At 73.0% G+C, this 26838-nt stretch carries 26 protein-coding genes; 15 read left to right on the forward strand and 11 right to left on the reverse strand.

The features are described 5' to 3' along the window. Window positions 1-2: 2 nt before the first annotated feature. Window positions 3-1220, reverse strand: a complete 1218-nt coding sequence (locus tag ACIRQF_RS02315; RefSeq protein ID WP_404088112.1) for an RNA ligase — start codon at window positions 1218-1220, stop codon at window positions 3-5. A 128-nt stretch (window positions 1221-1348) separates the two neighbouring features. Between ACIRQF_RS02315 and ACIRQF_RS02320 the strand changes: the two genes are divergently transcribed. From ACIRQF_RS02320 to ACIRQF_RS02330, 3 genes are all read left to right on the forward strand, one after another. Next, a complete protein-coding gene (locus ACIRQF_RS02320; protein ID WP_404088114.1) occupies window positions 1349-1525 on the forward strand; it encodes a hypothetical protein in 177 nt (58 codons plus the stop codon). A gap of 113 nt (window positions 1526-1638) precedes the next feature. Then, a complete protein-coding gene (locus ACIRQF_RS02325; protein WP_382479497.1) occupies window positions 1639-1851 on the forward strand; it encodes a hypothetical protein in 213 nt (70 codons plus the stop codon). A gap of 39 nt (window positions 1852-1890) precedes the next feature. Next, the gene (locus ACIRQF_RS02330; RefSeq protein ID WP_389753990.1) at window positions 1891-2559 is read left to right on the forward strand and encodes a class I SAM-dependent methyltransferase; all 669 of its coding nucleotides are present in this window, start codon (window positions 1891-1893) and stop codon (window positions 2557-2559) included. Window positions 2560-2757: 198 nt separating this feature from the next. Here ACIRQF_RS02330 and ACIRQF_RS02335 read toward each other — a convergent pair whose 3' ends face one another. Both ACIRQF_RS02335 and ACIRQF_RS02340 read right to left on the reverse strand, forming a co-directional pair. Then, window positions 2758-4782: a prolyl oligopeptidase family protein gene (locus tag ACIRQF_RS02335; RefSeq protein ID WP_404088117.1), complete on the reverse strand. Its 2025-nt coding sequence runs from the start codon at window positions 4780-4782 to the stop codon at window positions 2758-2760. 87 nt (window positions 4783-4869) lie between these two features. Continuing rightward, window positions 4870-5295, reverse strand: coding sequence for an ester cyclase (locus ACIRQF_RS02340; RefSeq protein ID WP_404088119.1), 426 nt, complete (start codon window positions 5293-5295; stop codon window positions 4870-4872). Window positions 5296-5520: 225 nt separating this feature from the next. Here ACIRQF_RS02340 and ACIRQF_RS02345 point away from each other — a divergent pair, with 225 nt between their 5' ends. Further along, entirely contained in the window at window positions 5521-7554 is a 2034-nt protein-coding gene (locus ACIRQF_RS02345; RefSeq protein ID WP_404088121.1) for a phosphocholine-specific phospholipase C, read from the forward strand. Between the two features lie 213 nt (window positions 7555-7767). Continuing rightward, a complete protein-coding gene (locus tag ACIRQF_RS02350) occupies window positions 7768-9135 on the forward strand; it encodes an NAD(P)/FAD-dependent oxidoreductase (RefSeq protein WP_376627948.1) in 1368 nt (455 codons plus the stop codon). A 168-nt stretch (window positions 9136-9303) separates the two neighbouring features. Here ACIRQF_RS02350 and ACIRQF_RS02355 read toward each other — a convergent pair whose 3' ends face one another. Both ACIRQF_RS02355 and ACIRQF_RS02360 read right to left on the reverse strand, forming a co-directional pair. After that, a complete protein-coding gene (locus ACIRQF_RS02355) occupies window positions 9304-9774 on the reverse strand; it encodes a hypothetical protein (protein ID WP_382479508.1) in 471 nt (156 codons plus the stop codon). Window positions 9775-10011: 237 nt separating this feature from the next. After that, window positions 10012-10782, reverse strand: coding sequence for a hypothetical protein (locus ACIRQF_RS02360; protein ID WP_404088124.1), 771 nt, complete (start codon window positions 10780-10782; stop codon window positions 10012-10014). A gap of 185 nt (window positions 10783-10967) precedes the next feature. Here ACIRQF_RS02360 and ACIRQF_RS02365 point away from each other — a divergent pair, with 185 nt between their 5' ends. From ACIRQF_RS02365 to ACIRQF_RS02380, 4 genes are all read left to right on the forward strand, one after another. Continuing rightward, on the forward strand, window positions 10968-11417 hold the full coding sequence (locus tag ACIRQF_RS02365) for a GNAT family N-acetyltransferase (RefSeq protein WP_404089488.1): 450 nt from the start codon (window positions 10968-10970) through the stop codon (window positions 11415-11417). Window positions 11418-11638: 221 nt separating this feature from the next. Continuing rightward, window positions 11639-12073 carry a hypothetical protein gene (locus tag ACIRQF_RS02370; RefSeq protein ID WP_404088126.1) on the forward strand — a complete coding sequence of 145 codons (435 nt, stop codon included), beginning with the start codon at window positions 11639-11641 and terminating at the stop codon, window positions 12071-12073. Window positions 12074-12138: 65 nt separating this feature from the next. Next, the gene (locus ACIRQF_RS02375) at window positions 12139-13218 is read left to right on the forward strand and encodes a dihydrodipicolinate reductase (RefSeq protein WP_404088128.1); all 1080 of its coding nucleotides are present in this window, start codon (window positions 12139-12141) and stop codon (window positions 13216-13218) included. Beyond that, window positions 13215-13694: a carboxymuconolactone decarboxylase family protein gene (locus tag ACIRQF_RS02380; protein WP_376627958.1), complete on the forward strand. Its 480-nt coding sequence runs from the start codon at window positions 13215-13217 to the stop codon at window positions 13692-13694. Before ACIRQF_RS02375 ends, ACIRQF_RS02380 begins: the two co-directional genes overlap by 4 nt. A gap of 62 nt (window positions 13695-13756) precedes the next feature. Here the strand turns inward: ACIRQF_RS02380 and ACIRQF_RS02385 are convergent, their stop codons facing one another. Then, window positions 13757-15412 (reverse strand): GMC oxidoreductase, encoded by a 1656-nt coding sequence (locus ACIRQF_RS02385; RefSeq protein ID WP_404088130.1) that lies wholly within the window; start codon window positions 15410-15412, stop codon window positions 13757-13759. Between the two features lie 350 nt (window positions 15413-15762). Between ACIRQF_RS02385 and ACIRQF_RS02390 the strand changes: the two genes are divergently transcribed. After that, window positions 15763-18786 carry a protease pro-enzyme activation domain-containing protein gene (locus tag ACIRQF_RS02390; RefSeq protein WP_404088132.1) on the forward strand — a complete coding sequence of 1008 codons (3024 nt, stop codon included), beginning with the start codon at window positions 15763-15765 and terminating at the stop codon, window positions 18784-18786. Here ACIRQF_RS02390 and ACIRQF_RS02395 read toward each other — a convergent pair. Together ACIRQF_RS02395 and ACIRQF_RS02400 are read right to left on the reverse strand one after the other, a co-directional pair. Beyond that, entirely contained in the window at window positions 18777-19106 is a 330-nt protein-coding gene (locus tag ACIRQF_RS02395) for a hypothetical protein (protein ID WP_404088134.1), read from the reverse strand. The two genes, ACIRQF_RS02390 and ACIRQF_RS02395, sit on opposite strands and share 10 nt — an antisense overlap. A 92-nt stretch (window positions 19107-19198) precedes the next feature. Further along, window positions 19199-19963: an alpha/beta fold hydrolase gene (locus ACIRQF_RS02400; protein ID WP_382479524.1), complete on the reverse strand. Its 765-nt coding sequence runs from the start codon at window positions 19961-19963 to the stop codon at window positions 19199-19201. 124 nt (window positions 19964-20087) lie between these two features. Between ACIRQF_RS02400 and ACIRQF_RS02405 the strand changes: the two genes are divergently transcribed. Beyond that, window positions 20088-22643: a SpoIIE family protein phosphatase gene (locus tag ACIRQF_RS02405; RefSeq protein WP_404088136.1), complete on the forward strand. Its 2556-nt coding sequence runs from the start codon at window positions 20088-20090 to the stop codon at window positions 22641-22643. A gap of 20 nt (window positions 22644-22663) precedes the next feature. On the opposite strand, the gene ACIRQF_RS02410 is transcribed toward ACIRQF_RS02405, so the two are convergent. After that, complete coding sequence (locus ACIRQF_RS02410) at window positions 22664-22882, reverse strand: hypothetical protein (RefSeq protein WP_404088138.1); 219 nt, start codon at window positions 22880-22882, stop codon at window positions 22664-22666. Window positions 22883-23066: 184 nt separating this feature from the next. On the opposite strand from ACIRQF_RS02410, the gene ACIRQF_RS02415 reads away from it, so the two are divergent. From ACIRQF_RS02415 to ACIRQF_RS02425, 3 genes are all read left to right on the forward strand, one after another. Then, window positions 23067-23318: a type B 50S ribosomal protein L31 gene (locus ACIRQF_RS02415; protein WP_376627971.1), complete on the forward strand. Its 252-nt coding sequence runs from the start codon at window positions 23067-23069 to the stop codon at window positions 23316-23318. Window positions 23319-23447: 129 nt separating this feature from the next. After that, window positions 23448-24287, forward strand: coding sequence for an SDR family oxidoreductase (locus ACIRQF_RS02420; protein WP_404088140.1), 840 nt, complete (start codon window positions 23448-23450; stop codon window positions 24285-24287). A 134-nt stretch (window positions 24288-24421) separates the two neighbouring features. Then, window positions 24422-25183, forward strand: a complete 762-nt coding sequence (locus ACIRQF_RS02425) for an alpha/beta fold hydrolase (protein WP_382479530.1) — start codon at window positions 24422-24424, stop codon at window positions 25181-25183. Between the two features lie 99 nt (window positions 25184-25282). On the opposite strand, the gene ACIRQF_RS02430 is transcribed toward ACIRQF_RS02425, so the two are convergent. Both ACIRQF_RS02430 and ACIRQF_RS02435 read right to left on the reverse strand, forming a co-directional pair. After that, window positions 25283-25780: a peptidylprolyl isomerase gene (locus tag ACIRQF_RS02430; RefSeq protein ID WP_376627977.1), complete on the reverse strand. Its 498-nt coding sequence runs from the start codon at window positions 25778-25780 to the stop codon at window positions 25283-25285. Window positions 25781-25914: 134 nt separating this feature from the next. Next, a complete protein-coding gene (locus ACIRQF_RS02435) occupies window positions 25915-26133 on the reverse strand; it encodes a hypothetical protein (RefSeq protein WP_404088142.1) in 219 nt (72 codons plus the stop codon). Between the two features lie 181 nt (window positions 26134-26314). On the opposite strand from ACIRQF_RS02435, the gene ACIRQF_RS02440 reads away from it, so the two are divergent. Then, window positions 26315-26836: a hypothetical protein gene (locus ACIRQF_RS02440; protein ID WP_376627980.1), complete on the forward strand. Its 522-nt coding sequence runs from the start codon at window positions 26315-26317 to the stop codon at window positions 26834-26836. The last annotated feature ends 2 nt before the right edge of the window (window positions 26837-26838 follow it).

Below are 26838 nucleotides of genomic sequence, written 5' to 3' on the forward strand. Positions count from 1 at the left end.
GGTCAGTTCTCCTCGTCGGTGGTGAAGGGGTCGGCGGCCTCGGGGCGGAGGGCACGCCAGAGCAGCAGGTCGGTGCGGCGCCCGTCGAGGCGCAGGAAGAGGGCGGAGCGCAGCTGCCGGTCGGGCAGCTCCCGGACGGCCCGGGCGAAGGCGCCCCGGTCGTCGGCGAGGTGGGCCAGGGAAGCGTACGCCTCCTCGACGGCCTGCTCGCGTGCGGCGAACTCCTTCTCCAGGCGTGCGATCACGGACCGCACCCAGGCGTCGAACTCGTCGGGCACCTGCTCCAGGAGGGCGTCGAGGGGGCGCCCGCCCGCCGAGCGGACCCCGCCGAGTTCGGCCATGGACAGGCCGAGGCCCTGGGCCAGGATCTTGGCGGAGGTGCCCGCGAACCGCTGGATGCCGTGGCCGCGCCAGATGTCGCGCTCCGTCACGCCGGTGAGGACCTTGTGGAGGCGTACGTACTCGGCGATCTTGGCCTTGGCGCGGACACCGGAGGCGAAGCGCAGCACGAAGCCTTCGGCGTCCATGCCGCTGGCGGGGCTGCCGTCGGGCAGCGTGTTCGTCTCGGTCAGCTTCAGGAGCTCGTCGAGCGGCATGCGCGGGTGGACGGTGACGACCGACCCGATGCCGTGCCAGGCCGTCGCCGCCTCGGCGAGCGGGATCTCGGTGCCGTCGGGGCGGTGGGCGGCGAGCAGCACGAGGTCCCGGCGGGTGCCGTAGTCGACGACGATCCGGTTCTCCGGGTAGACGATCTCCATCAGGTACGTCACGCCGGGCACGAGGGCGGTGGTGTCCGTGGTGTCGAGACGGCGCTGGGCCCACGTGGCCTGGGTGCTGGCGAAGGACCCCTTGGAGGCCACCCGCCACCGGCCGTCGTAGTGGAAGACGACGCCGAGGCTGCCGTCGACCTTCTCGTACACCTCGAACGGCTCGTCGGGGAGCGCGGGTGCGTAGGGGCGATCGGACTCGTGCTCGGAGACGTTGAAGAACTTGGGCAGCGGCAGGGCGACGATCCGTCCCGTGCGGTCGTCGGCGACGAGACCGCGGCAGCGGGTGGTGACCTCGTTCCAGACGCCTTCGTACTGGCAGACCCGCGTGTACGTGTAGATCGACAGCGGCAGCTCGGGGTGCGACTTGCGGGTCACATGCCCGGCTTCGACGGCTGCCGCCAGCTCGTGCGGCGGCAGCAGCGCGTCGAGAGTCAGGTACGCCTGGCTCATGGGTTCCCTCCCCTGTTCAAGGAGGCCCATTCTTCTGTGTGCCCGCGTCCTCTGACCAGCGAATTAGCGGGCCGTGCCGGCGATCGGCCGGGGCGCCGCGTCCGACCGCGCCGGGGGTGCGCCGGCGCGTGGTGACCTCGGGCACCACGCGCCTGCTCGTCGGGTACGCCGTCCCCCGCGACAAGCGTGATCTGCACGACTTCGCCGTCCGTGTGCTCGGCGCCCTGGAAGGGGTGACGGCCCCGGGGACGGCCCTGCTCCTGCGCACGTACGAGCGGGCCGGACCGCCGGCGGAGGAGGCCTGAGCGGGCCGCCGGCGAGGCATCCGCGATCCGGGCCCGGGCCGGGCCGGTGTGCCGGGCCCCGTAGACTCGCCGCCCGAGGACGTACGTCGCAGAAGGCCGAGGAAGCGAGCGCAATGAACTACGCGGACACCACCGCCCCCATCTACGCCGAGCTCATACGCGAGCAGGGGGACGTTCCCGGCGAGGTGCGCCGGACCGCCGAGGAGGTGCTGCGCGACCTCAGCCGTGTGATCCAGATGCCGCCGTCCGGGCTCGCCCCGACCGGCGCGCAGATGCAGCCGATGCAGCCGATGCAGGCGATGCAGCCCACACATCCGATGCAGTGAGCAGGAGCCGCCTCGGCGGCTGACAGGGGGGGCCAGGACATGATGGGTACGGAAGACGCCGACGGGACCGGCGACGAGGTCCACGAGCGGGTACGACGCAGCTATGACGTGGTGGCCGAGGAATACCGGACCCGCATCGGGGGCGAACTCGACGGAAAGCCCCTGGACAGGGCGCTGCTCGCCGCCCTGGCCGAGCAGGCGGGCGACGGAGCGGTGATCGCCGATCTCGGTTGCGGCCCCGGGCACGTCGCCGGGTGGCTCGCGGAAGGCGGCCGGGCCGTGGTCGGGGTCGATCTCTCCCCCGCGATGGTGGCGATCGGCCGCAAGGAGTATCCGCGGGCGGAGTTCCGCGAGGGCGACCTGCTCGGACTGCCGGCGCGGGACGGCGAGTTCGACGCGGCCGTCGCGCTGTACTCGCTCATCCATCTCGCCCCGGACGAGCTGGCTCCGGCCCTTGCCGAGATCCGCCGGGTGCTGCGCCCGGGCGCCCCGTTGCTCGTTTCCTTCCACATCGGCGACGAGGTGAAGAACCTCACCGAGTGGTGGGGGCACGACGTCGACGTCGACTTCCACTTCCTGGATCCCGCGGCCGTCGCGGCCGCGCTGCGGGAGGCCGGTTTCCGGATCGAGGCCGAGCTGGACCGCGCTCCCTACGCCCACGAGGCGGAGACACGGCGCGCCTATCTGCTGGCCCGCCGGGAGGACTGAGCGCCGGGAACTTCGGACAACTGTGTCGGGCCCTGGCGGCGCGGTCGGCGCCCACACCCGCCCGGACGAGACCGGGTGGGGCGAGTCCTGGCGGAGCCGTCGCGCGTCCCGGGCATCCGAAAGACGTGGCCGGGGGGCGGAGCTCGCTCGCACACTGCCGACGGCCGGGGGGCGCCCGTGCCGGCGCCCCCTTGTGCGTCAGGCTCCCAGGGTGCGCCAGAGGAAGGTGTGCTCCAGGGCGCTGTTGTAGGCGGTCTGCTCGTGGTCGCTCGCTCCGGCGTGGCCGCCGGACAGGGTCTCGTGGAGCAGCACCCGGTGGCCGAGCTCGCGCAGCCGGGCGGCTGTCTTGCGGGCGTGCCCGGGGTGGACCCGGTCGTCGCGGGTCGAGGTGGTGAGCAGCACGGGCGGGTAGGGCTGCCCGGCGGCCAGCCGGTGGTACGGCGAGAGCGCGGCGAGGTGAGGGCGGTCGGCCGGATCGTCGGGGTCCCCGTACTCGGCGGTCCAGCTGGCCCCGGCGAGCAGCGTGTGGAAGCGCAGCATGTCGAGCAGCGGGACGTGGGCGACGATCGCGCCGAAGAGCTCGGGGCTGCGCACGAGCATGGCGCCCATGAGGAGGCCGCCGTTGCTGGCGCCGGTGATGCCGAGCCGCTCGGGGGTGGTGACGCCCCGGGCGACGAGGTCACGGGCGACGGCCTCGAAGTCCTCGTAGGCGCGGTGCCGCTCGGCCTTGAGGGCGCTGCGGTGCCAGCGCGGGCCGTACTCCCCACCGCCTCGGATGCCGGCCACCACGTAGGTGCCGCCGCGGGCGAGCCAGGCCCGGCCGCGCACGCTGTCGTAGGACGGGGTGAGGGAGACCTCGAAGCCGCCGTATCCGGTGAGGAGGGTGGGGCCGGGGACGTGCTCGCGGGCGCCGACGACCGTGTAGGGGACGCGGGTGCCGTCGGCGGAGGTCGCGAAGTACTGGCGGGCGTCGAGGCCCGTGGCGTCGAAGCGCTCGGGCGCCTGCTTGACGGTCTCGCCGGGCAGGCCGATCTCGCCGCGGTGCAGGGTGGTCGGGGTGAGGTGCCCGGTGATCGAGAGGAAGTACTCGTCGCCGGTGTCCGGGTCGGTGTCGGTGAGGGCGGCGGAGGCGAGTGGCGGGATCTCGGCGAGCTCGCGCCGCTGCCAGCCCTCGGGCCCCGGGGTGAGGACGTGCATGCGGCTGGCGACGTCCTGGAGGGTCTCGACGACGAGGTGGTTGCGGGTCCAGGCGTGGCCGGCGAGAGCGGTCCGCTCGTCCGGGAGGAAGAGGACCTCGGGCTCGCGGTCGCCGGCGAGGAAGGCGTCGAGACGGAAGGCGAGCAGGGCGCCGGCGGGCTGCCCGAGCCAGGGCGTCTTGGGGGTGACCAGCAGCCATGCGCGGTGCACGGAGCTGTCGGCGTCGTCGGGGACGTCGATCCGGCGCAGCTCGCCGGCCTCGGTCAGCAGGTGGGTCTCGTGGTGCCAGAAGTCCCGGTAGCGGGTGACGAAGTCGCGCTCGAAGCCCTCGGTGGGATCGTGCCAGGCGGAGACGGCGAGGTCCGTCTCGGCGCCCTCGTGGACGAGTTCGGCGGCTTCGAGGGGGGTTCCGCGACGCCAGCGGCGTACGGTGCGGGGGTATCCGGAGGCGGTCATGGAGCCGGGGCCCTGGTCGGTGCCGACGAAGACGTGGTCCTCGTCGATCCAGCCGATGTCGGTCTTGACCTCGGGCAGGCGGAAGCCGTCCTCGACGAAGGCCCGCCGCTCCAGGTCGTACTCCCGCACCACCACGGCGTCGCCGCCGCCCCGGGCGAGGCTGACGAGGACCCGCCGGAACGCGGGCCGCAGCACCTGCGCGCCGGCCCAGGTCCAGTCCTCGCCCTCGGCGGCGGCGAGGGCGTCGAGGTCGAGCAGGACGTCCCAGGCGGGCTCGTCGGTGCGGTACTCGTCGAGGGTGGTGCGCCGCCAGACGCCCCGGGTGTGCCCGGCGCCCTGCCAGAAGTTGTAGAGGTGCTCCCCGCGCCGCCGCGTGTACGGGATGCGGTCGGGCGCGTCGAGCACCTCGCGCAGCTCGGCGACGAGCGCGCCGAAGCCCTCGCCGTCGGCGAGCTCGGCCTTCGTCTCGGCGTTGCGCTCCCGCACCCAGGCGAGCGCGCGCTCGCCCTCGACCTCCTCCAGCCAGAGGTAGGGGTCGGCGGAGCCGGTGTCCGTGCTCGTCTCGGTCATGCCGACGATTGTGGACCACGCCACCGGCACGGCGCCGTCCGCCCCGGGCCGGTGCGGGGCGGGCCCGGACCGGACCGGTGTGGACCCTCACTCCTCCGGCAGCAGGCCCAGCTGGTCGAGGAACTCCGTCTGGTCGAAGTACAGCCGGTAGCTGGTGATCCGGCCGTCCTTCACCTGTGCCAGGTCGATCCCGCGGATGTTGACGGTCCGGCCCGTCGCCGGCAGCGTCTCCCCGTCGGGGAGGGGGATCGGTCCGGTGTTCTTGCCGGTGAAGATGCCCTCGTCGATCGCGGTGTCGCCGGTCTCGAAGCGGTTCCGGTAGGTGAACGTCGCGTCCGGTATCGACGTGGTCATCGTCCGCCAGTACTCGACGATCGCGTCGCGTCCCCGTATCTCGCCCTCGTCGGGTGTGAGCGCGACGGCGTCCTCGGCGTAGAGGTCGGCGATCGCCTTGAGATCCCCATGGGTCACCGCCTCGGTGAGACGGTCCATGACGTCGCGTGCCTCGCCCATGATCCACCTCCGTGATCTGGATCCCGGGTGCGTCCCGTGCTCCCATTCTTCCACCGGACCGCATTGGTTCGAATACGGACCAATCATCAGGCCTCTTCCCCCATGCCCGAAGCGTCCTCCGGAAGTTAACCAATCGATTACTGCACGGCCGTATACCTTTGCGGCCGGTTCCCTCATCCTGTCCTCGGCGTGCCACCGGGGTACGCGGGAGACGAGGGGCGGGGCATGCTTCCCATCAGCCGCAGAGGGTTCGTAGGGATCGGGGCGGGGCTCGTCGCGGGGGCCACGCTGCCCGCCGGGGCGACCGAGGCGACCTCGGCCGCCGCGGCGGCCGCGACCGGGACCATCAACGACGTGAAGCACGTCGTGATCCTCATGCAGGAGAACCGCAGCTTCGACCACTACTTCGGCCGGCTGCGCGGTGTACGTGGCTTCGGCGACCGGGCCGCGGGGAACATACCCGGCGGCTGGGGCACCTTCAACCAGCCCAACTGGGGCGGTCGGCAGTACCCGTGGAAGCTGAGCGCGACTCCCCCGGCGGGCGGCGTCGACGGCGAGACCCTCGCGCAGTGCAACGGCGACCTGCCGCACAGCTGGACCTCGCAGCACGCCGCCTGGAACAAGGGGCGGATGGACAACTGGGTGACGGGCGTCGGGAACACCCGCACGCTCGGCTACCTGGACCGCGGGGACATCCCGTTCCACTACGCGCTCGCCGACAACTACACGATCTGCGATGCGTACTTCTGCTCGACGCTCAGCGCGACGGGCCCGAACCGCACGTTCCTGTGGAGCGGCAAGGTCGACGCCGGCAGCAAGGACGGCGGCGAGGAGTCCGGGCTGACCTGGGAGACGTACGCCGAGGCGCTGCAGCGGGCCGGGATGACCTGGAAGGTCTACCAGAACGCCCAGGACAACTACGGCGACAACGGCCTCGCGTACTTCAAGAAGTTCACCGACGCCAAGCCGGGCGATCCGCTCCGGGACCGCGGCATGGGTTCGGTGCCGAAGGTGACCGGCTCGACCCCGGACGACATCGCGGCCGCGATCCGCGCGGACGTCGTCGCCGGCACGCTGCCGCAGGTCTCCTGGGTGGTGGCGAGCGAGGCGTTCTCCGAGCACCCGTACGCCCCGCCGGGCGACGGCGCGCACTTCGTGGACCTGGTCTACCGGGCGCTGGCCGCGAACCCCGAGGTCTTCGACTCGACCGTGCTCTTCCTCAACTACGACGAGAACGACGGGTTCTTCGACCACGTGCCCCCGCCGGTCGCGCCGCCCGGCACCGCGGGCGAGTACATCGACGGGGTGCCGATCGGACTCGGCTTCCGGGTCCCGATGATCGTCATGTCCCCGTGGACCCGGGGCGGCTGGGTCAGCTCCGAGGTCTTCGACCACACCTCCGTCCTGCGCTTCATGGAGGTCTGGACGGCGGCCCTCGGCACCCCCGCCTCCTGTCCGAACATCAGCGCCTGGCGCCGGAAGGTGGTCGGCGACCTGACCGGCGTCTTCGACTTCGCGCACCCGGTGTACGGAGTCCCGGCGAACCTGCCCGGCACCGCGAAGGTCATCGGGCAGTCCACCTGCGGTCCGCTGCCCAACCCGGCCCCGCAGGACAACGCCCTGCCCGTCCAGGAGTCGGGCACCCGCCCGGCGCGCGCCGTGCCGTACCAGGCCAACGGCAACCTCGACCGCTTCGAGTTCGGCGCCGCGGGCAAGATCCTGGCCTGGTTCTCCATGACCAACGAGGGCACCGAGGCACGCCGCCCGGCCCACTTCTCGATCCATCCGCACCAGTACCGCGACACGGCCGCCTGGCAGTACACGGTCGACCCGGGCACCACGGCCACCGACTACTTCAACATCGGGCTCGGCTCCGGCTCCGGCAAGTACGACATCTCGATGATGGGCCCGAACCGCTTCCTGCGCCGCTTCATCGGCGACGCCTCCAAGGCGGGCAAGGACATCGAGGTCGCGGCGCGGTACGCGACCGAGCCGGGCACCGGGAAGACCGCCGTCTGGTTCAGGATGACCAACAACTCCTCCTCGGACGTCACCTTCACCATCCGTTCCAACGCCTACCGCAACGACGGCCCCTGGACGTATCCGGTCCCGGCGAAGTCCTCGCGCGAGGACTACTTCAACGCGGTCGCCTACAGCAACGGCTGGTACGACTTCACGATCCTCGCCGACATCGACGGGACCTGGTCGCGCCGCTACACCGGCCACATCGAGACGGGCACGCCGAGCATCACGGGCTGACCCCGCCCGCCCCGGGCCGGCCCGCCGACGCCGGCCCGGGGCGTTCCCACCGGCGCCCGCCCGGGGCGTCCGCAGGCACCCGGACCCTTCCGCCGGCGACAAGCCGGTCACCCGCTCGGCAGATAAAAATGGTTTCCGGACGATTCACCCGGTTAGTCAGTCCTCAAGGACCGTCGATCGGCGGTCAAGGACGTGGAAGGGCGGGCTGACATCGTGTCTCGACCGAGAATCCTCGTGGTGGGCGCCGGATTCGCCGGGGTCGCGTGCGTACGGCGCCTCGAACGGCGGCTGGTCGCGCGGGAGGCCGCGATCTCACTGCTCTCACCCTTCTCCTACCAGCTCTACCTCCCCCTGCTCCCGCAGGTCGCCTCCGGCGTCCTCACCCCGCAGTCGGTCGCCCTGTCCCTGCGGCGCAGCGAGCGGCACCGGACCCGGATCATCCCCGGCGGCGCGGTCGGCATCGACACCGACGCCAAGGCCTGCGTGGTGCGCACCATCGCGGGCGAGTTCGAGACCGAGCCGTACGACTACCTGGTCCTCGCCCCCGGCAGCGTCACCCGCACGTTCGACATCCCGGGGCTCGCCGAGCACGCCCGCGGGATGAAGACGCTGGCCGAGGCGGTCTACATCCGGGACCACGTCATCGCCCAGCTCGACCTCGCCGACGCGAGCCAGGACGAGGCCGAGCGGGCCGCGCGGCTGCAGTTCGTGGTGGTCGGCGGCGGATACGCGGGAACCGAGACCGTGGCCTGTCTGCAGCAGCTCACCGCCACCGCGGTCAAGCGCTACCCCCGGCTCGACCCGCGGCTCATCAAGTGGCACCTGGTCGACATCGCGCCCGCGCTGATGCCCGAACTCGGGCCCAAGCTGGGCGCGGCGGCCCTGGCCATCCTGCGCAAGCGCGGGATCGAGATCTCCCTCGGCGTGTCCGTGGCCTCGGTGGACGACGAGAACGTGACGCTCACCGACGGACGGGTGCTGCCCTGCCGGACGCTCATCTGGACGGCCGGCGTCGCCGCGAGCCCGCTCATCGGGACGCTCGGCGCCGAGACCGTACGGGGCCGGCTCGCGGTCGAGGCGGACATGACGGTGCCGGGCCTCCCCGGGGTGTACGCGCTGGGCGACGCGGCCGCGGTGCCCGACCTGGCCAAGGGCGAGAAAGGGGCGATCTGCCCGCCGACCGCGCAGCACGCGATGCGCCAGGGCAAGGTGGTCGCCGACAACCTCGTGGCGACGCTGCGGGGCGAGCGGACCCACCCGTACGAGCACAAGGACCTGGGCCTGGTCGTGGACCTGGGCGGGCTGGACGGGGTCTCGAAGCCGCTCGGCGTGGAACTCCACGGCCTGCCCGCCCAGGCGGTGGCCCGCGCGTACCACTGGGGCGCCCTGCGGACCAACGTGGCGAAGACCCGGGTGATGACGAACTGGCTGCTCAACGCCGTGGCCGGGGACGACTTCGTGCGCACGGGCTTTCTGGCCTCCAAGTCCGGCACGCTGCGGGACTTCGAGTACACGGACGCCTACCTCACCCCCGAACAGGTCCGCGCGAAGACGGCCTCCCTGCGCGCCGCCTCGTCCTGAGGGCGGCGCCGCCGGCCGCGGCCACGGCGGCGAGCAGCCGCACGGCCGCGGCCGCGAGCAGACCGGCCCCGGCCGGGAGCGCGGCTCCTGCTCGCGCCGGTGCGCCACCCGCGAGCGGGTCGCGGCGCACCGGCGGGGCAGGTCGGCCGCGGAGGGCGGCCGGCCGCGTCAGATGTCGATGACGCGGTAGGCGATCGTGTAGACGCCGCCGGAGCCCTCCAGGGAGCGGTACTGGATCTCGGAGCCGACCTCGCTGCCGGTGACCAGGGTCGCGCCCAGCTTGTCGTCTCCGCCGAAGGTGTCCTTGTCCCAGAGCGTGAGCGTGCGGGCCTGCTCACGGCCGAGGATCAGGGCCGCGTTGCCGTTGCCGTCGGTCATGGAGCGCACGTAGTTGGTGCCCATGGTCTGGTAGGTGATCCCGTTGCCGGGCCAGACCTTGACCTGGTTGCCGTTGGCGTCGGTGATGTTGAGGTACGCCTCGTCGTGGTCGCCCTCGCTCTGCTGGTGACAGGTGAGCTGGACGAGCTCGATCTTCACGTAGTCGATCGGCTCGGCCTGCGCGGTGCCGGCGAAGACCCCCAGGCTGCCGAGCCCGAGAAGGGCGGCGGCGGCCATCCGGACGGTGCGGTTCTTGTTCATGGAAATCCCCCTTGGTGACGTCACGTCAGGTGACGGTCTGCGGTGCGTCCCGCCTCGCGGCGAGCCGTTTCGTGCCGTTCCCCCCGGCACGTCCTCTACTGTGCCCGGCCCATCCGCTCCCGTTCTACGCGCGTTCCGCTGGGCGGAACATCACGTACGACGGCACCGGCACCGCACCGCCACCCGGCTTCGCGCGCCCCGCACCGGGCCCACCGCCGGAGCCCGCCCTCCCGCCGGTCAGCCGGCCAGCACCACGGCCGGCCCCATGACGACGACGGGCTCGCGGGCCGGGTCGAGGGCGCGCAGCAGCGCGCCCATGTCCTCGCGGGGCAGCGCGACACAGGCCTGGGTGGGGCCTCCGTGGTCGACGTGGATCCAGACCCCGCCGCCCTTCTCCTCGCCGAGCGGTCGCTCCTTGTCGAGCGGGCTCCTGCCGGGGACACGGTTGTAGTCGATGGCGACGACGTAGTCGAAGGAGCCTTCGAGGGGTTCGCCGAGGAAGCCGGTGCCCGACACGGCGAACTCCTCGTCGTGGTCGTAGGGCAGGCGCGCCCCGGGGTCGGGCAGCCGGCCCCCGGCGTCACCGAGCCGGAACACGCCGATGGGGGAACGCAGATCGCCGGCCTCGTGGTCCTCGGTCCAGCCGCGCAGGGCGTTGTGCGCGGTCCAGGGCCCGGCCGTGCGGCGCCAGCGGCCGGCCGGGTCCCGTTCGTACAGCGCGACGGAGGCGACGTTGCCGTCGACCGCGTCGCCGCTCACCACGAGGGCCTGCGTGGTGCCGTCGGGAATGCGGGCGTGGGTCCGCGGACCGACTCCGGGGATGCGCGCGGGGGCGCGGTTCGCGGCGTCGCGACCGTCGGGCAGCGGGGTCCTGGGCGCCGCGGACGCCGGGGCGGGGGCCGGCGCCGGGGCCGCGGCGGGCGGCCGCAGCGCGCCGCAGCCGGTCAGCATCAGGGCCGCGGACAGGGCACAGGCGAGCACCGTGGGGGTGCCCTTGCGGACGGGCATGAGCCGGCCACCTCCGAGGGTCGGGGCAATGCGCCCATCCGTACCCGGTCCGTTCCGGGCCTGTCGCCCCGGCCGTGTCTCCTCACCCGTCCGGGCCAGGGGGAAAGCAGTTGACGGGGCGTCCGGCCCGGCGGTTGGCTGCAGCCGTGAACGACTCGCCCGCGAACGCCCTTCGCATCACCGGCATCGACCCGGACGACCCGGTCGGCTCGCCCGCCCTCCTGGCGGACTGGCGGCTGATCCACAACACCGTCATCCCGACCGCCCCGCTCTCCGCCGACGAGGTGCGCGAACGCGCGGGCCGCAACCGGCTCGACGTCGCGTACGCCGACGGCACCCCGGTCGGCTGCTCCACCGTCCGCCCGCCGGACGAGGAGACGCCCGCCGCGACGGTCATCTCCCGGATCCTGCCCGAGCACCGCGGCCGGGGCTACGGCACGGCGCTGTACGAGCGGGGCCTGGCGCACGCCCGGACGCTGAGCGACGAGGGCGTGGAGACGGTGGTGCTCGCGAGCAACGAGGAGGGGCTGCGCTTCGCCCTGGCCCGCGGCTTCGTGGAGACCGAGCGCTACGTCCTGCCGGGCGACACGGTGCCGTTCGTGACCCTGCGACTGGCGGAGGGCACGTCGGCGTAGTCGCGGGAGGGGCGCCGCCGCCTGCGCTCCCGGGCGGAGAAGCCGCGGCCGTCGCCTTGGCCCTGCTCGCCGCCCCCTGCACCGGCTCGGGCAGCGGGGGCGGGGTGCGGGGCACCCCGGGCGCCGCCGGGCTGCGCGACCCGTTGTTCCCCGCTGGACGTTCGCTCGCGCGTGCGACGTCATCGCCGCATGATCGACGGAATCGCGTACACCTCCGCCCGGTGAGCGCCCCGGAAGAGCGCGCGGCGCTCACCCCACGGCCCTCCCTGTACGCCTACGCGCTGAGCCGGCTCGACGCCGAACCGGACGGCCGCCGCCCCCGGGACGCCTACCCGGCACACGCGGCGGACGCCCCACCGGACGGTCCCCGCCTGCGCGGCAGGAAGGCGACCTCCGCCGTCCACACGGCCCTCGGTCCGCTCCTGCGTGAGCCGGACACCCCGGTCTCGACCGAGGCGCTCACCCTCCGGCTGGCCGAACTCCCCGTCGGCACCGGCGCGATGGCCAGCGCCGTCCTGTCCCTGCCGCTCGACCACCACGCCACGGCCCGCGCGATCGGCCGTCGCCGCCGCCCTGGCGTCGCTCGCACGGGAGGACCCGAGGGCGGTCGCGGATTGCCTCCGGGGACGACGTTGAACACACCCGAGCCGCTCTGACGATCCGTCAGATCAACTGGGTCGCACCTCTGGGAACCTCACGGCCCCGGCGCTACCCTCCGCGCATGATTCCGACCGTGGTGTGGGGAACCGGAAATGTCGGGCGTGCGGCGATCCGAGCCGTCGACGCCCATCCGGCGCTCGAACTCTCGGCCGTCCTCGTCGCGAACCCTGCCAAGGTCGGCCGCGACGCGGGCGAGCTCGCCGGGCTCGGGCGCGATCTCGGGGTCGCGGCCCGCGACGACGTCGAGGGCGTCCTGGCCGAGGGGCCTCGCGCCGTCGTGTACGCGGCGTCCGGGGACATGCGTCCGGACGACGCGCTCGCCGACGTGGTCCGGGCCGTCCGGGCCGGGGCGGTCGTCGTGACGCCCTCGCTGTATCCGCTCTACGACCAGCGGGGCGCCCCCGCGGAGTTCCGCGATCCGGTCCTGGCGGCGGTCAAGGAGGGAGGCGGCTCGCTGTTCGCCTCGGGCGTGGACCCGGGCTGGGGCAACGACGTGCTGCCGCTGCTCGTGAGCGGTCTGGGCAGCAGGGTGGAGGCGATCCGCTGCCAGGAGATCTTCGACTACTCGACGTACGAGCAGGAGGAGTCGGTCCGGTATCTCGTCGGCATGGGGCAGCCCATGGAGTACGAGCCGCCGATGCTCCTGCCGTCGGTGCCGACGATGGTGTGGGGCGGTCAGCTGCGGCTGATGGCCCGGGCGCTCGGGGCCGAGCTCGACGAGATCCGCGAGACGCTGGAGCGGCGCCCGCTGGAGGCCACGGTGCACACCCGCACGATGGGCGAGTTCACGGCCGGCACCCAGGGCGCCGTCCGCTTCGAGGTGCAGGGGATCGTCGACGGCGAGCCGCGCCTGGTGATCGAGCACGTGACCCGGATTCATCCGGACTGCGCCCCGGACTGGCCGGTGCCGCCGGACGGGTCGGGGGCGCACCGGGTGATCGTGGAGGGCCGGCCGCGGATCGAGGTGACCGTGGAGGCTTCGGACGAGGGCGAGAACCGGTCGGCGGGCGGGAACGCGACCGCCGTGGGGCGGCTCGTGGGAGCCGTGGACTGGCTCGTGGAGGCGGAGCCGGGACTGTACGACGCGCTGGACGTGCCGTTGCGCCCGGCGGTGGGGAAGCTGGGAAGGAGAACGCGGTGATCATCGACATTCCCGAGGGGCAGGAGCCGATCGGGTACGTATGGGGCGACATGGTGCCCGGGATCGGGATGGCGGCGGCGAACTTCTCGCTGTCCGTGTACTCCCACACGACCCTGGGGCTCCGTGAGTTCGAGGCGGCACGGCTGCGGATCGCGCAGATCAACGGCTGCAAGTTCTGCCTGGACTGGCGCACCGACCGCGACGGGGAGAAGGTCGAGGAGGAGTTCGCCGATGCCGTCGCGGAGTGGCGGACGACGGAGGCGTTCGACGAGCGGACGCGGCTGGCCGCGGAGTACGCGGAGCGGTACGCGCTGGACCATCACCACCTGGACGAGGAGTTCTGGGCGCGGATGACGGCGGCGTACAGCCAGGTGGAGATCGTGGAACTGACGATGAGCCTGGGTTCGTGGCTGGCCTTCGGGCGCCTGAACCGGGTGCTCGGGCTCGACACGGTGTGCGTGCTGCCGACGCACTGAGCGACGGAGGGGGCCGGTGGGGCTGTTGCCCGGCCGGCCCCCTTCGTGCGCAGCGGTCCGCCCTACAGGTCGGTCGCGATGATCTTCTCGATGTTGCGTTCGGCCAGGGCCGTGATCGTGACGAACGGGTTGACGCTCGTACTGCCCGGGATGAGCGCGCCGTCGATGACGTACAGGCCGTCGTAGCCGCGGAGACGGCCGTAGTTGTCGGTCGCGCTGCCGAGCACGGCGCCGCCGAGCGGGTGGTACGTGAGATGGTCGCCCCAGATCTTGTACGTGCCGAAGAGGTCGGTGCGGTAGATCGTCCCCTCCTTGGCGTTGATCTTGTCAAAGATGGTCTTGGCCGCGTCGATGGAGGTCTGCTTCCAGGCGCGGTCCCAGTTCAGGTCGACGCCGCCGGTGGCGGCGTTCCAGCTGAACTCGCCGCGGTGGGGCGTCTTCGTGATGGACAGGTAGAAGGACGCGTAGGTCTCGATGCCGGTGGGCAGCGGCGCGACCTCGGCGAAGGCACCGCCCGCGTCCCAGTTGTCGATGCCGGCGGTGGGCATGGCGGACTGGAGCTTGCCGGTGGGGTCCCACATGTGGTTGGCCCGGCCGCACATGACGTTGCCGTTGTCGCCCCAGCCCTTGCCGACCCGGTCGCTGAGGGCCGGCAGGGCGCCGGTGGCCCTGAGGCGGGTGAGGAGCTTGCTGGTGCCGACGCTGCCGGCGGCGAAGAACACCCGGTCGGCGGTGACGGTCTTGGTCTCGACGGTGGCGCCGGTGGTGTCGAGCCGGTCGATGGTGACGGTGTAGCCGCCACCGGACGCGGGGGTGACGCCGGTGACCTTGTGGAGCGGCGAGACAGCGACACGGCCGGTCTCGGCGGCGCGGGCGAGGTAGGTCTTCTGGAGGCTCTTCTTGCCGTGGTTGTTGCCGTAGATGACCTCGCCCTCCAGGGCCGACCTGGGCACGGAGCCGGCGGCCTCCTGCTTCATGTAGTCCCAGTCGTAGACGTTGGGCACGAAGACGAAGGGGAAGCCGGAGCGCTGCGCGTGCTTACGGCCGACACGGGCGTACTGGTAGCAGTCGGCACTCTCCCACCAGGCCTGGTCCACGCTGGTGACGCCGAGCCCGGCGTTGGCGCGCGGATAGTAGGTGGCGTACATCTCGGCGGGGTCCACGGTCGGGAGGAGCGACGGGAAGACCTCGCGACGCGGGGTGACGGCCATGCCGCCGTTGACGAGCGAGCCGCCGCCGACGCCGCGGCCCTGGTAGACGGTGATGCCGGCGAAGTCTTCGGCGTCGAGGATGCCGGTGTAGCGGGGGACGTCCTTGTCGAGCGGGAAGCCGAGGAAGTTGCTCAGCGGTTGCTTGGTCCGGGTGCGCAGCCAGAAGGACCGGTAGTCGGGTTTGGTGGTGTTGGCGAAGATCTTCCCGTCGGGTCCCGGGGTGTCCCAGGCCATGCCCATCTCGACCATGTGGACGTCGACGCCGGCCTCGGCGAGTCGGAGGGCGGCGACCGAGCCGCCATATCCGGTGCCGACGACGAGGGCGGGGACGCGGGCGCCCGGGGGGATGGGGGCGAGGACGGCGGCGACCTCTGCGGGGGTGGCGGCGTTCGCGGTACCGGCGTGCCCGGCGAGCGCAAGGCCCCCGAGAAGAGAACCGGTTCCAGTGACGAAGCGACGGCGGGTCAGACCTCTGGATTCCGAGGTCGAAGGGGATCTGTCACTCACGTGATGTTCCTCACTTCAGGAGTGAATGGGAACATGTTCTACTGGCGCGTTCGTGGGAAGTCACGCGAAACCGCCGGGTAACTTACGGCTGAAAAGTGCCGTTTGCGATCACCGCACCGTGCGCAACCGGCCCCCGCGTGTCGAGCGCGCCGCCGCACCTGATAAATCTTCACGTCTGGTCGTCGCTCCGCAGCCCGTGGGTGTGCGCGAACGGCACCGGGGGGGGGTTCACGCGAGACGGGTTCGCGCGCCGCGGCGCCGCGCCCTCGGTTCTGCTGCGCCATTTCTCCTTCCCGGGCCGCTCCCTGCCCGGGCGCGCCGCGACGCGGAACGTGAAAGGGAGCGTGTGCATGGGCCGAACCGCCCGTGAGAAGGCATTCAGATGGGGTGCGGCCACCGTCGCCGCACTGGCCGTCACCACGGCCGCCGTCCCGGCTTCGGCCGCGACGGCCGCGCCGGCCGGCGACCCCGGCCCGAAGCGGGTCGGATCGGCGCCCAAGGTGCCGCGGGGCGCGGTCCGTACCGCCGACCCGGCCCCCAATGAGGCGCTCGAGCTGAGCGTGGTCCTGGAGCCGCGGGACCCGGCCGCCCTGCGCCGGTTCGTCAGCGAGGTCTCCACCCCCGGCTCGCCGCGCTACCGCCAGTACCTCGGCACGGGCGAGTTCGCGCAGGTCTTCGGCGCCGAGCCGCAGGCCGTGGAGCGCGTGCGCGCCGAGCTGAGCGCGAAGGGCCTCACGGTCGGCGCGCTGGAGTCGGACGGCCTCACGCTGCCGGTGACGACGACCGTCGCCAAGGCCGCCAAGGCGTTCGGCACCGAGTTCGACGGCTACCGGCTGCGGAACGGCCGGGCCGGCCTCGTCAACACGGTGGCCCCCCAGTTCGGCGGCCGCACCGCCGAGGACGTCCGCGGAGTCGTCGGCCTGAGCACGCTGTCCTCGTACGAGCCGCGCAACACCGGCACGAAGGGCAAGCCGCGCAAGGCGTCGGCCGGGACCGACACGGTCGCGCGCCAGCCCCGCCTGACCGGCACGACGCCGACGATGTGCACCGAGATCCGGGACCTGTACGCGACCGCCACGCCCGGCATGCCCGCCGCGTACGACGGGCAGGACTACTGGAGCGCCAAGTCGCTCGCGGCGCAGTACAACATGGCGAACCAGCCGAACGTGCAGACCGGCACCACCATCGCGGTCTACTCGCTGGAGAACTACGACATCCGGGACATCAACTCCTACCAGGCCTGCCACAAGACGAAGGTCCCGGTCAGCTCGGTCCGCGTCAACGGCGGCCCCACGGAGCCGGCGAGCTACGAATCGGGTGTGGGTCTCGAGACCGCGCTCGACGTCGAGACCATCGCCGGTCTCGTCCCGCAGTCCAAGATCCTCGTCTACCAGGCCCCCAACACCTGGAACGACGGCACGGCCCTCTTCCGCCGGATCGTCTCGGACAACCGGGCCAAGGTCGTCTCCGTCAGCTGGGGCAGCTGTGAGATGAACACCCCGACCGAGGTCATCGACGCGGAGAACCTGGCCTTCCAGCAGGCCACCGCCCAGGGCCAGAGCGTGGTCGTCGCCTCCGGCGACAGCGGCTCCACCGGCTGCTACTCCGACTACGACGGCAACGGCGTCCCGGACCAGCCCAACGCCGACCAGCTCGTGGCCGACTTCCCGGCCGCCTCGCCCTTCGTCCTGGGCGTCGGCGGGACCACCATGCGCGGCTCCGTCGCCAACCAGACCACCTGGAAGGGCTCCGGCGGCGGCGTCTCCCGGCACTTCGCCGTGGACTCCTCCACCGGTTTCCAGGCCGGCCGCACCGGCGCCGGCTACAGCGACACCTTCTGCAGCCCGGCGGCCGGCACGGCCTGCCGCCAGGTCCCGGACGTCTCAGCGGTCGGCGACCAGGCCACCGGCTACCCCGTGGCCTTCGGCGAGGGCGGCCAGTACTGGTGGATCATCGGCGGCACGAGCGGCGCCGCGCCGGTCTGGTCCGCGCTCCTCGCGCAGGCCGACCAGGACCTGGCCTGCCAGGCCAACGGCGCCGTCGGCTACGTCCACCCGGCCCTCTACAAGCTGCCGGCGACCGCCTTCCGCGACGTCACCACGGGCGACAACAACCTGACGGCGTCCGGCAACTACAGCGGCCTCTACAAGGCGGGCGCGGGTTACGACCTCGCCACCGGCCTCGGCTCCCCCAACGGGCGTGAGATAGTCACCGGCCTGTGCAAGGCCGTCGCCCCGTCCCCGGCCGCCACGTTCAACGCGCTGCCGCCGGCCCGCATCCTCGACACCCGCTACGGCATCGGCCGCGCCGGCACCTCCCCGGTCGCCGGCAACGCCACCGTCAAGCTGAAGGTCACCGGCGTGGGCGGTGTCCCGGAGACCGGCGTGACCTCGGTGGTCATGAACGTGACGGCCGCCTCGCCGACCGCGGCGGGCTTCCTCATCGCGTACCCGACGGGCACCACCCGGCCGAACTCGTCCAACATGAACTGGCTGAAGGGCCAGATCGTCCCGAACCTGGTGACCGTCCCGGTCGGCAAGGACGGCTCGGTCGACCTCTTCAACGCCGGCAGCGGCACCACCCACTTCATCGCCGACATCTCGGGCTACTACTCGACCGAGGCCGGCGGTGGCACCTACGTGCCCAAGGGCCCGGCGCGCATCCTCGACACCCGCTACGGCGTCGGCCGCGCCGGCACCTCCCCGGTCGCGGGCAAGGGCACCGTCTCGCTGACCGTCGCGGGCGCCGGCGGCGTCCCGGCCACCGGGGCCACCGCCGTGGTCCTCAACGTCACGGCGACCGCGCCGCAGTCGGGCGGTCACCTCATCGCGTACCCGAGCGGCACCCCGCAGCCGACCGCGTCGAACATCAACTGGCAGACCGGTCAGACCCGCCCGAACATGGTCGTGCTGCCGATCGGCGCCGACGGCAAGGTGAACCTGTACAACGCCGGCACCGGCACCGTGCACTTCATCGCCGACGTGTTCGGCTACTTCACCGCGGGCGGCGAGGGCTCGTCCTTCCACTCGGCGGGCCCGGCCCGGCTGCTCGACACCCGCTACGCGCTCGGCACCTCGTCGACGGCCCCGCTGAAGGGCGGCACCAACCTGGTGCTGAACCTGAACGACGGCCACACGCTGGCCAAGGCCAAGGCGGTCGTCCTGAACGTCACGGCCACGGCCCCGACCTCCGGTGGCTTCCTGACCGTGTGGCCGGACGGCACCACGCTGCCCAACGCGTCCAACCTCAACTGGACCGCGGGGCAGACCACCGCCAACCTCGTCACCGTCCCCGTCGTCAACGGAAAGATCGACTTCCGGGCGAACTCCGGAACGGTGCACGTGATCGCCGACCTCTTCGGCTACTACTCCTGATTCCGGGAGCCCTCGGGCCCCGTCCCCCGCGCGCGAGCGCCGGGGGCGGGGCCCCCGCCGTTTCCGGCCCCGGAACCCAGCCCCGCCACCAGGAGCCCCGCGAGCGCCGCCCAGGCCAGGGCGCCGGGACCGGACACGCGCCAGCCGAAGGCCGCCAGGAGCAGACCCGCGCAGAGCCCGGCGGTGAGGGCGCGCCGGTCGTGGACGAAGGCGAGGGTGCGCCGGGCGGATCCGGGGCTGCGCCGCTCGCGCAGGGCGAGCCGGCAGACGAGCAGGGCCGCGGCCACCGCCGCGGTCAGGGCCAGGGTCATCCCGTGCACCGCCTCTCCCCGCGGCCCGGCCGGGGCCCGTGTGCCGGGCCGGGGTCCGTCCGCCTGCGGACAGTGTCCCCGGCCGCGGCCGTCGGCGCGCGTCAGGCGGCCAGGAACGCCTCGATGGCGTCGGCGAGGGCCTTCGGGGTCTCCTCGGGGGCGTAGTGGCCGGCCTCGGGGAGGACCTCCAGCCGGGCGTTGGGATACCAGCGCAGCCAGGTGGACTCCATGGCCTCCGCACCGAGCGCCGGGTCGTGGGCGCCGACGACGAGGAGGACGGGGGCCTGGTTGTCCCGGACCCGCTCGTGGAAGTCGGTGCGGGACCAGGAGTCGAGGTAGGCGCGGAAGGCGGTGGCCGACGAGCGCCGCAGCGACCGCTCCACGAGGCCGGACAGCCATGCCTCGTCGTACCGGCCGCCGGTGGTGTTGTCGATGATGGCCCGGCGGTTCCCGGGGTTCTCGGCGGCCCCGGCGAAGAGGTCCCAGGTGTCGGCGTCGAGCGGGAAGCCGGCCGCGGAGACCGGGGAGATCCCGATGATGGAGCGCACCCGCTCCGGCGCGTCCAGCAGCATCAGCTGGGCCGCCTTGCCGCCCATGGAGTGGCCGACCACGGAGAAGGTGTCCCAGCCCAGGTCGTCGGCGACGGCGAGGGCGTCGGCCGCGACCTCCTCCATCGTGTAGGCGCCCTCCGCGTCGATCGCCTCGCCGTAGCCCCGGCAGTCGAGGAAGGCGTACGACCCGGCCGAGTCGTCGAGGTGGTCCCGCAGCGGAGCGAAGCTGGTGCGGTCGCCGAACCAGTTGTGCAGCACCAGCGCCCGGTGCGGCCCGCTGCCCTGTACGTCGTACGGAAGAACCCGGCCCGTCATCAGACCCCCTGGTCACGAGGTGGTGGAGCCGCACGCCCGCCGCGGCGGCCGGGAACCGAGTCTCGCGAGCGGGCGGGGGCCCGGTCAATGCCCCCGGAGAGTGGTTCACGCGCCGTTACTCCGGATGCGTGGCCCTTCGGGGCGGGAGCATGCTGGCTGTGTGACCTCGTACGGCGCGGCAGGCTCCGCCCCGTCGGCCGCGACCGGGCCGCCGCCCCGGAACACCGCCGTCGACGGACTGCCGGCGGACGCCCTGGGGGTGGTCCTCGCGGAGTCGGTCCTGCGGGCCGTGGAGGCCGCGGGCGGATACGCGGGCGGGGTCTACCTGCAGTCGGGGACGCCCGGGCTGCTACGGCTCGCCGTGCTCGCGGGCCTTCCGGGCTCGCTGTTCCGGCCCTGGTGGCGGATGCACGTGAACCGCCCGTTCCCGGTGGCGGAGGCGCACCGGTCGGGCCAGCCGGTCCACCTGGGGGACGTCGAGGAGGCCATGCGGCTCTTCCCACAGCTCGTGGCGAGCCTCCCGTTCCCCTTCGCCTCCCTCTACACCCCGGTGGTCGGCGGCCGGGACCGGTTCGGTGTCCTGGTGGTGCTGCGCGACCCCACCCCTGGGGTCCCGGTGGACACCCAGGACCGCGGTCACATGGTCCACGAGGCACGCCGCCTGGGCGTGACGCTCGCGGAGCTCGCGGCGCACGGCACCCGGATCGAGTGGCCGGGCGAGCCGGTGTCGGTGCAGCTGCCCAGCCGGACCGGGCCTCCGGTGCGGATCGGCTACTTCGACTGGAACCTGGACACCGGCACGGTCACCGCGGACCAGGGGCTGCGGGACATCCTGGGCGAGACGACCCCGCTCCCCTGGACCGTCGAGGCGCTGACCGCCCGGCTGATGCCCGAGGACACGTACGCCCTGTGGGCACTCGCCCGGCAGGCGGCGGGCTCCGGCGGGCCCGCCGCGCGCCGGATCCGGCTGAAGGGCCCGGACGGCGGGCTGCACCTCCTGGAGGTGACCGCCCGGCCGCTCGACAGGGACCGGGGCGGCCACCTGCTGACCGGCTCGCTCGTGGACCTCGGCACCGGGCTCGTCGGCTCGGACGCCACCGACCGGCTGCCGCGGGCGATCCTGGCGATCGACCGGCTCGGGCGGATCACCTACGTGAACGAGCGCACCGAGACGCTGCTCGGCCGGCCGCGCGGCACCCTGGCCGGACGCTCGCTGTGGGAGGCGCTCCCCTGGTTCGCGCACCCCTACCACGAGGAGCAGCTGCGCGGCGCGCTGCTGTCCGACCAGCCGATCCACTTCCTGGCCCATCCGGGGCGCGGCGAGTGGCTGTCGGTCTCGCTGTATCCGGGCCAGGACGGGGTGACGCTGGTCCTGGTCCCGGAGGGCGATCCGGCGGAGGGACCGAGCGGGGGCCTCACCGGCCCCGACGACGACGGCCTGTCCTCGCCGGAGGGCAGGGCCGCCGCTCTGTACCGTCCGGTGGCCCTCGCCATCGCGCTGTCGGAGGCGGTGACGGCGCGCCAGGTGTCCGCCGTGGTCACCGAGGAGCTGCTGCCGGCCTTCGGCGGCCGACAGCTGGCGATCTACCTGCTGAGCGAGCGGCATCTGTACCTGGCGTGGGAGACCGGCTTCCCGCCGGGTTTCCTGGAGCCCTTCGACGGGGTCGGCCTGGGCGCGCACGTGCCCGGCGTGGAGACGCTGACGACGGGCCGGCCGCTCTTCTTCGAGTCCATGGACCAGCTGAACGCGGCCTACCCGGGGCTGCCGCTCGACGCCCACTCGGGGGCCCGGGCGTTCCTGCCGCTCATCGCCTCGGGCCGCCCGGTGGGCTCGTGCATCCTGGGCTTCGACAAACCGCGCGGCTTCGACGCCGAGGAGCGCACGGTGCTCACCGCGCTCGCCGGTCTGATCGCCCAGGCCCTGGAGCGGGCGCAGCGCTACGACTCGGAGTCGGCGCTCGCCCGCGGGCTGCAGGACGCCCTGCTCCCCCACCGGCTGCCGGTGTACGAGGGCGTGGAGACGGTGGGCCGCTATCTGCCGGGCACGCAGGGCATGGACGTGGGCGGTGACTGGTACGACGTGATCGAGACGATCCCCGGCCATCTGGCCCTGGTCATCGGCGACGTACAGGGCCACGGTGTGGCCGCGGCGGCGACGATGGGCCAGCTGCGCAGCGCGGTGCGGGCGTTCGCGCTGGGCGGTCTCCCGCCGGAGGACGTGGTGCGGGGCACGAACCGGCTGCTGATCGACCTGGACCCGGGCCAGTTCGCGAGCTGCTGCTACGTCGCCCTCGACCCGCGGACCGGCGTGGTACAGGCCGCCCGGGCCGGGCATCCGCAGCCGCTGCTGCGCCGGGCGGACGGCCGCACCGAGGTGGTGGACCTGGCGGGCGGTGTGGTCCTCGGCGTGGACGACACGGCCACCTATCCGGAGACCCGGATGCGGCTCGAACCGGGCGAGGTCCTCGCCCTGTTCACCGACGGCCTGGTGGAGCGGCCGGGCACGGACATCGACGAGGGCATCGAGCGGCTGCGCCGCACGTTCGCCGCGACCGGGGCGGGGCCGCTCACGGAGACCGCCGACCGCCTGATCCGCGAGGCGCGCCAGGCCCCCGACCGCCCGGACGACATCGCCCTGCTGCTCGCGGCCCGCTGGGGCCCGCACGGCGCCGGGCCCTGAAGACCGGCGGGCCGGGCGCCTCAGGGGCGGTGGTGCCGGTCGGTCATGGTCGGCAGGCTGGAGTGCACGGCGGCCGAGGAGAAGTTCGAGCGGTCCAGGTGGGCACGCTCCCTGCGGGCCTGCTCCGTGACCAGTCCGTCGGCGTTCTCGGTGACTCCGCTTCCCCGGCGCAGCAGGACGACGACGAGCACCACGGCAAGGGCCGCGAGGGTGCCGATCAGTACGAGCAGTGCGGTCATGACGCCCCTTGTTCCGGACGGCCCGTCACCGGCGCCGTTCGGGCTCACCGTACCCGGGGGTCGATCACGAGGGAACGTCCTCGCCGCCGTCACCCGGTCGGGTGTGCGGCGCTGGTCCCGGGGGCGCTGCCCGGGGAGGCTGGGCGCACCGGGGGATGACTGGCAGGCCGTCCGAGGAGGACATGTGCAGCAGGACAAGCAGCCGGAGTACCGCCCCGTGGTGTTCCGCGACCGTTCCGCCGGGTTCGCCTTTCTGACGCGGTCCACCGCGACCAGCGACCGGACCATCGAGTGGGACGACGGCAACACCTATCCGGTGGTCGACGTCGAGATCTCGTCCGAGAGCCACCCCTTCTACACGGGCAAGGCGCGGACCGTGGACAGCGAGGGCAGGATCGCGAGGTTCGAGCGCCGGTACGGCGAGGAGAAGGGCTGAACCTTCCCGCCATAACAGGCCGGAGGATGGCCACTTCACCTTCCAGGATGAGTGACGTGACCGCGGCGGGCCCCCGCGCTCCGCCCGGTCACGCGCCTGTCTCGCCATGTCTTCCTGGAAGGAACGTTCATGATCGTGGTCACCGGAGTGACCGGTAACGTCGGACGACTGCTCGTGGAGGCGCTGGCCGCGGCCGGCGAGGAGGTGACGGCGGTGAGCCGGCGGCCGGGCGCCGCGCCGCTGCCCGAGGGCGTGCGGCACCGGTCCGCCGACCTCGCCCGGCCGGAGGGGCCGAAGGCCGCCTTCGCGGGCGCCGACGCGGTGTTCCTGCTGGTCGCCGGGGTCGGCGACGAACTGCGGCCGCGGGAGATCGTGGCCGCCGCCGTGGCGGCCGGGGTGCGCAGGGTGGTCCTGCAGTCCTCGCAGCTGCTCGGCACCCGGCCGGATTCCGTGTCCCACCGCCCGCTGCGGGAATTCGAGGCCGCGGTGCGCGAGTCGGGTCTGGAGTGGACGGTGCTGCGCCCTTCCGGCTTCGCGTCGAACGCGTTCCTGTGGGCCGACGCGGTGCGGACGGCGCGGACCGTGGCGGCGCCCTTCGCCGACGTGGCCCTGCCGGTCGTCGACCCGGCCGACATCGCCGAGGTCGCGGCGGCCGCGCTGCGCGAGGACGGGCACGCCGGACGCACGTACGTCCTGACCGGTCCGGCGCCGGTCACCCCGCGCGAGCAGGTGGCGGCCCTCGCGCGGGCGGTGGACGCGCCGGTGCGGTTCGTGGGGCAGACCCGGGACGAGGCCAGGGAGCAGCTGGTGCGGTTCCTGCCGGAGGCTGCCGTGGAGGGGATGCTGACGGTGCTGGGCGAGCCGTACGCCGAGGAGCAGCGGGTGAGCCCGGACGTGGAACGGGTGCTCGGACGCCCCGGGCGGCCGTTCTCGGCCTGGGCGGAGCGCAACGCCTTCGCCTTCGTGTGAGGGCGGTGCGGCGCCCCGGTCTGCCGGCCTTCGTGCCCGCCTGCCTGCCGCGAGGGCGTTGTCAGTGCGGCCACATAGGGTGACGGGCGCCGGTGGCAAGCCGGTCCGACGGGGTGTCACGGGAGCGAGGGGCCATGCGGGAGCTGTTTCTGGAGGAGTCGCGGGGGTTCGTGCGGTGGATCGACCTGCCCGGTTCCGACGAGGGGCCCGCGCGGGTGTACGTGCACGGTCTGGGGTGCACCGCCGCCTCGGACTTCGCGCACATCGCGGTCCACCCGGCGCTCGCGGGGCGGCGCTCCCTCCTCGTCGACCTGCTGGGCTTCGGACTGAGCGACCGGCCGCGCGACTTCGACTACCGCATGGAGTCGCAGGCGGCCGCCGTCGCCAGGATCCTCGACCACGAGGGCGTGACCGGGGTCGAGCTGGTCGGGCACTCGATGGGCGGGGCCGTCGCGATCCATCTGGCCGCGGCCCGGCCGGATCTGGTGGACCGGCTGGTGGTGGCCGAGCCCAATCTGTACGCGGGCGGTGGGGCGTTCTCCTCCCCCGTCGCGGCGATGGAGGAGGACCTCTTCGTCCGGGTGGGGTGCGCGGCGATGATCGCCGGGGCCTCCCGGGCGGACTACGCGGCGCGGCTGCGGCTCGCCGACCCGCGGGCGGTGCACCGCAGCGCGGTGGCGCTGGTGGAGGGTACGGTGCCGGCGGCGGGCGAGCTGTTCGCCGGGCTCCAGCGGCCGCGGGCCTTCCTGGTGGGCGAGTTCAGTCGGCCGTACGCGGATGCCGGGAAGGTCGCGGCGATGGGCGTACCGGTGCTCGAGGTGCCGGCGGCCGGGCACAACATGACACTGGACAACCCGGACGGTTTCGCCCGGGCCCTGGCCCGCGCCCTCGCCTGAGGGGCGCCGCAGGAAGCGGCGGGGCACGACGTGCGACCGCCCCCGGCCGGTGCGGCACGGGGGCGGTGGCCGACGCCTAGGCGTGGCCGTGCGGTCGGATCAGGCCTCGATGACGCCGGACGCCGCGACGCGGATGTCGGCGTTCGTGGCGCCGGAGCGGGAGCCCAGGGACTCGATCTTGTCCACGATGTCCTGGCCCTCGACGACCTCGCCGAAGACGACGTGCTTGCCGTCGAGCCAGTCGGTGACGATCGTGGTGATGAAGAACTGGGAGCCGTTGGTGTTGCGGCCCGCGTTCGCCATCGACAGCAGGTACGGGCGGTCGTGCTTGCGCGTGAAGTTCTCGTCCTCGAACTTCTCGCCGTAGATGCTCTTGCCGCCGGTGCCGTTCTCGTTGGTGAAGTCACCGCCCTGGAGCATGAACTGGGGGATGACCCGGTGGAACGGGGAGCCGGCGTAGCCGAAGCCGTGCTGGCCGGTGGCGAGCTCGCGGAAGTTGCGGGCGGTCTTCGGGACGTCCTCGTCGTAGAGCTTGAAGACGATGCGGCCCGCCGGCTGCTTGTCGATGGTGATGTCGAAGTAAACGTTGTTGCTCATGGGGACATCCTGTCATTCCCCGGGCACTGCGCGCGCACGGGCCGCCGCCTCACGGGTGGCGGTGGCGGAAACCACGTGCCCCGCACGCCCCTGGGGGGCGGTGCGGGGCACGGGCGGATCCGGGACGGCCGGGGTCAGAGCAGGCCGCCGACCTCCGAGATCGGGAGGCCGCCCGCGCCCTCGGCGGTGTCGCCCACGAGGGTGCTGACGTCCTGGTCCTCCTGGAGGAGGCCGGTGACACCGGGCCCCGCGGTGCCGGGCTCCACGGCGGAGGCGTTCGGGGGCGGGGTGACGAGGGCGGTGACGACACCGGCCGCGAGGGAGGCGATGGCGAGCATGCTGCGCTTTTTCATGCCCTGGTCAACTACCGAGGACGGCTGAGGTTACGGCGGCGCCCGCCTCGTTTCCGCGCGCCGGTGCGCGCATACCGAGTGGCGACGAAAAAATGCATGATAAGGACGGAACCACTCATCCGGCACATATGTCTTTCCCAGTGACACCACTGTCCCCATCTCAGGAAGTCCGGGGGACGCCATGTATCACCGTCAGACCCTCGCGACCGCGGCCGCGGGCATCCTTCTCGCCGGCGGGATCGGCGCCACGATCCCCGCGGGCGCCGCGTCCGCCCCGTCCCGTACGACCCCGCCGGCCACGGCCCAGGTCGTCAACGTCCGCTGGGGCGGACACCCCACCTTCGACCGGCTCGTGATCGACGTCCGGGGAACCATGCCCCCGGTGAGCGTCAAGCCGGTGAAGGAGCTGCGCTACGACGGCTCGGGCAACAAGGTGCCGCTCCCCGGGAAGTACTTCCTGGAGATCAGGCTCTCGCCCGCCGCCGCCCACAACGAGTCCGGGCAGTCCGTCTACAAGGGACCCCGGCTGATCAGGATCCATCTCCCCGCGCTCAAGGGCGTCGCCCTCACCGGCGACTTCGAGGGCGTGGTCACCGTCGGAGCCGCCTTCACCGCCAAGCCCGTCTACAAGACCTTCGTACTGCACTCCCCCGAGCGCTTCGTGCTCGACATCGCGCACCCCGCACGCGTCTGCCGTGGGTGATC

Source organism: Streptomyces sp. NPDC101191 (assembly GCF_044767915.1).
In the GTDB taxonomy this organism is placed as follows: Bacteria; Actinomycetota; Actinomycetes; order Streptomycetales; family Streptomycetaceae; genus Streptomyces.

Excerpts from the sequence above, each read along its gene's own strand:
- ACIRQF_RS02360 (WP_404088124.1), bottom strand. The coding sequence starts at position 10,782 with ATGCCCGTCCGCAAGGGCACCCCCACGGTGCTCGCCTGTGCCCTGTCC.
- ACIRQF_RS02405 (WP_404088136.1), top strand. The coding sequence starts at position 20,088 with ATGCGTGGCCCTTCGGGGCGGGAGCATGCTGGCTGTGTGACCTCGTAC.
- ACIRQF_RS02425 (WP_382479530.1), top strand. The coding sequence starts at position 24,422 with ATGCGGGAGCTGTTTCTGGAGGAGTCGCGGGGGTTCGTGCGGTGGATC.
- ACIRQF_RS02340 (WP_404088119.1), bottom strand. The coding sequence starts at position 5,295 with ATGGGCGAGGCACGCGACGTCATGGACCGTCTCACCGAGGCGGTGACC.
- ACIRQF_RS02420 (WP_404088140.1), top strand. The coding sequence starts at position 23,448 with ATGATCGTGGTCACCGGAGTGACCGGTAACGTCGGACGACTGCTCGTG.
- ACIRQF_RS02410 (WP_404088138.1), bottom strand. The coding sequence starts at position 22,882 with ATGACCGCACTGCTCGTACTGATCGGCACCCTCGCGGCCCTTGCCGTG.
- ACIRQF_RS02330 (WP_389753990.1), top strand. The coding sequence starts at position 1,891 with ATGATGGGTACGGAAGACGCCGACGGGACCGGCGACGAGGTCCACGAG.
- ACIRQF_RS02440 (WP_376627980.1), top strand. The coding sequence starts at position 26,315 with ATGTATCACCGTCAGACCCTCGCGACCGCGGCCGCGGGCATCCTTCTC.
- ACIRQF_RS02390 (WP_404088132.1), top strand. The coding sequence starts at position 15,763 with ATGGGCCGAACCGCCCGTGAGAAGGCATTCAGATGGGGTGCGGCCACC.
- ACIRQF_RS02435 (WP_404088142.1), bottom strand. The coding sequence starts at position 26,133 with ATGAAAAAGCGCAGCATGCTCGCCATCGCCTCCCTCGCGGCCGGTGTC.
- ACIRQF_RS02325 (WP_382479497.1), top strand. The coding sequence starts at position 1,639 with ATGAACTACGCGGACACCACCGCCCCCATCTACGCCGAGCTCATACGC.
- ACIRQF_RS02375 (WP_404088128.1), top strand. The coding sequence starts at position 12,139 with ATGATTCCGACCGTGGTGTGGGGAACCGGAAATGTCGGGCGTGCGGCG.
- ACIRQF_RS02335 (WP_404088117.1), bottom strand. The coding sequence starts at position 4,782 with ATGACCGAGACGAGCACGGACACCGGCTCCGCCGACCCCTACCTCTGG.
- ACIRQF_RS02355 (WP_382479508.1), bottom strand. The coding sequence starts at position 9,774 with ATGAACAAGAACCGCACCGTCCGGATGGCCGCCGCCGCCCTTCTCGGG.
- ACIRQF_RS02400 (WP_382479524.1), bottom strand. The coding sequence starts at position 19,963 with ATGACGGGCCGGGTTCTTCCGTACGACGTACAGGGCAGCGGGCCGCAC.
- ACIRQF_RS02315 (WP_404088112.1), bottom strand. The coding sequence starts at position 1,220 with ATGAGCCAGGCGTACCTGACTCTCGACGCGCTGCTGCCGCCGCACGAG.
- ACIRQF_RS02430 (WP_376627977.1), bottom strand. The coding sequence starts at position 25,780 with ATGAGCAACAACGTTTACTTCGACATCACCATCGACAAGCAGCCGGCG.
- ACIRQF_RS02345 (WP_404088121.1), top strand. The coding sequence starts at position 5,521 with ATGCTTCCCATCAGCCGCAGAGGGTTCGTAGGGATCGGGGCGGGGCTC.